At 42.4% G+C, this 3,372-nt stretch carries 6 protein-coding genes and 1 pseudogene; 5 read left to right on the top strand and 2 right to left on the bottom strand.

Translation table 11 applies throughout. The annotated features are described in order from the left end of the window. Nucleotides 1-178 (top strand): AhpC/TSA family protein (locus F6K20_RS30430; RefSeq protein ID WP_287297204.1); only part of this gene is annotated, 178 nt, incomplete at its 5' end. A 146-nt stretch (nt 179-324) separates the two neighbouring features. Here the strand turns inward: F6K20_RS30430 and F6K20_RS40930 are convergent. Both F6K20_RS40930 and F6K20_RS30420 read right to left on the bottom strand, forming a co-directional pair. Then, nucleotides 325-495: pseudogene (locus F6K20_RS40930) on the bottom strand (type II toxin-antitoxin system HicA family toxin); the annotation flags it as partial. After that, nucleotides 492-683: a hypothetical protein gene (locus tag F6K20_RS30420; protein WP_287297202.1), complete on the bottom strand. Its 192-nt coding sequence runs from the start codon at nt 681-683 to the stop codon at nt 492-494. The pseudogene F6K20_RS40930 and the gene F6K20_RS30420, both read right to left, overlap by 4 nt. Before the next feature lie 638 nt (nt 684-1,321). Here F6K20_RS30420 and F6K20_RS30415 point away from each other — a divergent pair. The 4 genes from F6K20_RS30415 (at nt 1,322) to F6K20_RS30400 (ending at nt 3,240) form a co-directional block, all read left to right on the top strand. Further along, nucleotides 1,322-1,594, top strand: a complete 273-nt coding sequence (locus F6K20_RS30415; protein WP_044495371.1) for a hypothetical protein — start codon at nt 1,322-1,324, stop codon at nt 1,592-1,594. After that, nucleotides 1,591-1,944 carry an HNH endonuclease gene (locus F6K20_RS30410; RefSeq protein WP_008189767.1) on the top strand — a complete coding sequence of 118 codons (354 nt, stop codon included), beginning with the start codon at nt 1,591-1,593 and terminating at the stop codon, nt 1,942-1,944. Before F6K20_RS30415 ends, F6K20_RS30410 begins: the two co-directional genes overlap by 4 nt. Continuing rightward, nucleotides 1,945-2,139, top strand: coding sequence for a hypothetical protein (locus F6K20_RS30405; protein WP_008189766.1), 195 nt, complete (start codon nt 1,945-1,947; stop codon nt 2,137-2,139). Nucleotides 2,140-2,307: 168 nt separating this feature from the next. Continuing rightward, on the top strand, nt 2,308-3,240 hold the full coding sequence (locus tag F6K20_RS30400; RefSeq protein WP_502708048.1) for a flagellar assembly protein H: 933 nt from the start codon (nt 2,308-2,310) through the stop codon (nt 3,238-3,240). Nucleotides 3,241-3,372: the final 132 nt, after the last annotated feature.

Below are 3,372 nucleotides of genomic sequence, written 5' to 3'. Positions count from 1 at the left end.
TATGACAGAGGTTTTAAGCCACTGGAATACTTATGTACCCAATGGGGCTTATCTGACCCAGCGAGGGGGAACCTTCTTATTCGATTCACAGGGGAAATTACTCTACGAATACCGCGATGGCGGTCTCCTTGGCTTTGCTCAGAATATGAGTCGTCCACTGTCGTTTTTATTAGATTAGCTCTACCAAAGCGATAGTAACAATGTCTTGATAGATCTAGTGTAATCGAACGCACCCTACAAGAGCGTACGCACTCAACCCAACCGACAACAGAGATCACCCTTCCCACCCGCTCGCGCTATTTTATTCGCATTTAATTTTCTTGGAGTTTTGCTTTTGATAATCTTTTTAGCCAATCGCTCATTAATTTCTCGATGCCTTGGAATTGGTTCCGTTTGTCCATTATTTGGGTTATGGTAAATATCGTGTTTCCCACCATGTCGAATCAAATAGCAACCGGATTTTTATAAGTAGGCAATTAAATCGCGTCTTTTCATGCAATATCAAGTTCTGCGACTCTCTTAATTCCGGGAATTTCTTCACTAGTAAATGTTCTATAGAGTACAGCTAAGTTCTCTTTTAATTCTTCTAGATCAACCCCTTGTGTCCAATGATCTGGAAATTCATTCAAATAGCCCAAGAACATCCCATCCGCTTCTTTCCAATATGTATATGTAATTTTCATGGATTTTACCCTATTTTCGCCCTCCGATACTCTCAGCGGTGCGACCCCGGTCGGGTTTCCCGACAAGCGTGAATGCGCACCAAGAGAAATTATTTTCTTTTCTTTGTCAGACGCGCAAACGGTTTTACTCACCGACAATAAGTAACCTCTTAATTTTAACCAATCCCCATCAGTGTACGCAATCCCCACCCGTACGCCATCGATGATGCGATCGCACTCACCACCTCAATTCAATCGTAGGTTGGGTATAGGAACGGAAACCCAACAACATCAGACCGCCACACCAATTAAATTGTAGGTTCTATTTTGTTAGAGCAGATACCCGGCTCTGGAGGAGAAGACGTTGTGTTGAGGGGAATTATGTTGGGTTTCATTCTTCAACCCAACCTACATCAGCGATCACACCTAGCTTCCTGAAGTGTTTGATGCACGATGAAAAAACTCGCTACAATAACCGCAGTATCTAGCCAGTAGCCATTGAACATGACAACTCAACAAATCACGATCGATCTGCTGCCGTCCCATCTTCCACCAACTGGCACGAATTGCCAAAGCTACGCAGCAAAGTGTAGAGACACTTGCAGCTGCATTGTGTAGTTAGCAATTTGCCACCTTCGGTTGATAATGCACCTTTAGAAATGCAAGCAGAGTTATTACAGCTTCAGATACTAGATACTGAACAGCTACTCACCATTGCTCAAGCAGAAATAGACCCTGATCAGCATCATCGCTGTGTTGAGTTGCTAGACAAACATCAGGATGAGAAACTGACACCGGAGGAACGGCTCGAACTCGCCGAGTTGCGACAAGCAGCCGATCGTCTCATGCTGCGGAAAGCTTATGCCTGGTCTGTTCTACGTTGGAAAGGGCATCGGATTCCTGCACTTATTGATTTACCTGTGATTCTATGACCATATCTGTTGAATTACGACGGCGCGTAATTCAAGAAGCCAATTTTCGCTGTGAATATTGTAAAACCTCTTCCCAGTTGACTGGTACACCACTAGTCATGGAGCACATCTGGCCTCGCTCACAACGTGGAACAGACAATCGAGAAAATTTAGCTGCTTCCTGTTATCGCTGTAATGAATTCAAAGGGAGCAAAATCTACGCAGTTGATCCACAGACAGGGCAGTATGTTGCACTCTATAATCCACGAAATCAATTTTGGGAACGACCATTTCATTTGGAACAATGGTGGAACTCATATTGCTGGAATAACACCAGTGGGCCGAGCAACAGTATAGCGTTTTTCAATTAGGTGAGGTACAAGTTTTTGGGTTTTAGGGAACAGCGGATCTGGGAACAGGGAACAGAGAAGAGGCAAGAGGCAAGAGGCAAGAGGCAAGAGGGAAAAAATCTTGTGTACCTCATTATTCAAGCGCTGCGCTTGAACAATGAGAATCTGGTTGAAGCAAGAGCAATTTGGATTGAAGTAGGCACCGCATCCACCTAATGAGTAGGTTTCAGATTGAGCATTGATGGAAATATTGATCGCGATCGACCGATATTGGCCAACAACAATGCTTACCAATTCAAACCTATAATGGTGGGCACTTGTGTTTGTAAATCTAAGATTTTATCACAGATGATCGCACAAGTGCCCACCCTACATATTTATCTAATGACCCGATTTATCCACGACCAATTTGCCAAAGATTATTTAGAAGAATTGTTATCACAATTTGGAGAATGTCAGGCTCCCCTAGAAATCCGCAGCGAAATCCGACAAGTCGATGTATTTTTTGCCCCGGCCAATCAAGCACAAACTTCCCCAGAAGCCTTAGGATTATTAGGGAAATTAGCTACAACGCCTTGTTTGTTTGAACCCTTTAGAAATCCGGTTACTATTAACGAAATTCGGACTTGCCTCCTGAAATTATTAGAGGTACACACAGATTTTATTCGTCAAGGGAATCGAGAGAATACTCGCCTCAATGAAGAGAATTACCCAAAATTATGGATTTTGACCCCGACAGCATCATCTGCAATATTAGAAGGCTTTGGTGCTAAGAGTGATCCGGACCATTGGGGTGAGGGGATTTATTTGTTACCCTCTTTCCTAAGGACTGGATTAGTCGTAATACATAAATTACCAAAGACCTTAGACACACTATGGTTGAGAATGTTAGGCAGAGGCAGGGTCCAACAACAGGCCATTGATGAATTAGAAGCACTGCCAGAAACAAATCAATTTCGGGAAAATACTTTATTGTTGTTATCTTCTCTGCGTAGTAACTTGGAAGTAAGTACAGAATTAGAACAGCAAGACAGGGAGTTAATTATGCGGTTATCACCACTTTTATTAGAAAAATTAGAAGCTGCTACTCAGTCAGGTATAGAGCAGGGTATACAACAAGGTATGCAGCAGGGTCTGAGGATGGAGCGCACTGCGATTATCGAAAACTTGTTGAGAGTTCGGTTTAATTCTATTGATGACCAACTTAGAGGTATTATTGAACCAATGCTGTCCTTATCTAATCAAGAATTTTCCGCTTTAATTTTACAGTTATCTCAGCTATCCCGTGAGGAATTATTAGCAAGATTCAGGGATTAATTCAAAGTTAAAAATGAAAATTTAACTTTGAATTAATCCCAGTAAGGGATGGTGCGTTCTGTGATATTTTGTCAATAAATGTCTTGATAGCTCTTGTGTAATCGAACGCACCCTACAAGAGCGATTGGCAGA

The sequence above is a fragment of the Moorena sp. SIO2C4 genome (assembly GCF_010672485.1).
Lineage (GTDB): Bacteria > Cyanobacteriota > Cyanobacteriia > Cyanobacteriales > Coleofasciculaceae > Moorena > Moorena producens.
Note: the sequence above shows the minus strand (reverse complement) of the source record. Positions and strands in the feature narration are given on the sequence as shown.